This window comes from Bartonella sp. AA1HLJMS (assembly GCF_042197445.1).
Taxonomy (GTDB): Bacteria; Pseudomonadota; Alphaproteobacteria; order Rhizobiales; family Rhizobiaceae; genus Bartonella.
In genome coordinates this window covers 1-936 of sequence record NZ_JBHIRW010000241.1, presented here as the reverse complement: position 1 = coordinate 936, position 936 = coordinate 1, and the positions used below count along the sequence as shown (strand labels likewise).

Here is a 936-nt window from a genome sequence, read left to right as displayed (position 1 = left end):
TTTATAAACACTGGTTTATTCACAAATGCCTCCATACTGCCTATTGGCAAAAGTTATTTTCTAAGATATGGAGTGAATATATTTTCGCTTTACGGTAATGTCAACATAAAAATACCGTATAACGAAAATTATTTTATGAGTATTCATCTAAAGATTAGTGTGTTTTTATAGATATTTGGAGATTTTATGAAAGGTTATAAGACTGCCAAAAGAAAATTTTTACAATTGTCAAATGAAGAAAAAACAGCAGTTATCGCTTTTTTGATTCGATTAAAGTATGAAGAAACGCTAAAACTGCCCTCCGTTCTTCTTCATTGCAAGACGAATATAGATCATAAAAATCTTGATCTATCTTGCTTAAAGCCGGATACGGAGGATACTCCTTAAAGAAACTGTGTAGCTTCACTAGCTCTTCTGCGGTGATATCACGGTAGGCTTTAGAGTCAGAGTCATCAATCGATAATAAGCGCGTAATAGATGATGGACTCAATCCTAAATGTTGCCCTAAAGCCTTACGGCTTCCATGCCCCATTTCATTTAATTTTTCATTAATCCACATTTTTATTAGCTTTTGAAAATCCATTTTATTTTTCTCTCTTAAAATTATTAAATAATCAATATTGCGTATTACGAAAATTTTGCTTATATTTGCGTAATACGTAAATATATGACAGAAATTTTGGATTACATGATTACTCCAGCAGTTATGATTATAAAATATTTAGGTGGTGCAAAACGTGTGTCGTTGATTTCTCAATGCCATGTGTCTGCTGTTTATAAATGGACTTACCCCTTTGAAAAGCGAGAGGGTAAAGGCGGCATCATTCCAGCTAAATACCAAATTATGCTTTTGAACTATGCACGTGATCATGGGATAGATTTGCGTCCAGAAGATTTTTTTTATCCCGAGCGCTTGCAGAGATTAATGCAAGAGCA

2 protein-coding genes are annotated in these 936 nt (G+C 33.4%); one reads left to right on the top strand and one right to left on the bottom strand.

The features are described 5' to 3' along the window. Positions 1–250: 250 nt before the first annotated feature. Complete coding sequence (locus ACFIQE_RS10905) at positions 251–583, bottom strand: hypothetical protein (protein ID WP_375626997.1); 333 nt, start codon at positions 581–583, stop codon at positions 251–253. A 105-nt stretch (positions 584–688) separates the two neighbouring features. On the opposite strand from ACFIQE_RS10905, the gene ACFIQE_RS10900 reads away from it, so the two are divergent. Beyond that, a partial coding sequence (locus tag ACFIQE_RS10900) for a hypothetical protein (RefSeq protein ID WP_375675379.1) occupies positions 689–936 on the top strand: 248 nt, incomplete at its 3' end.

What these genes read in the sequence shown, in the direction of transcription:
- ACFIQE_RS10905 (WP_375626997.1), bottom strand. Translation starts at nt 583, where the DNA reads ATGGATTTTCAAAAGCTAATAAAAATGTGGATTAATGAAAAATTAAAT.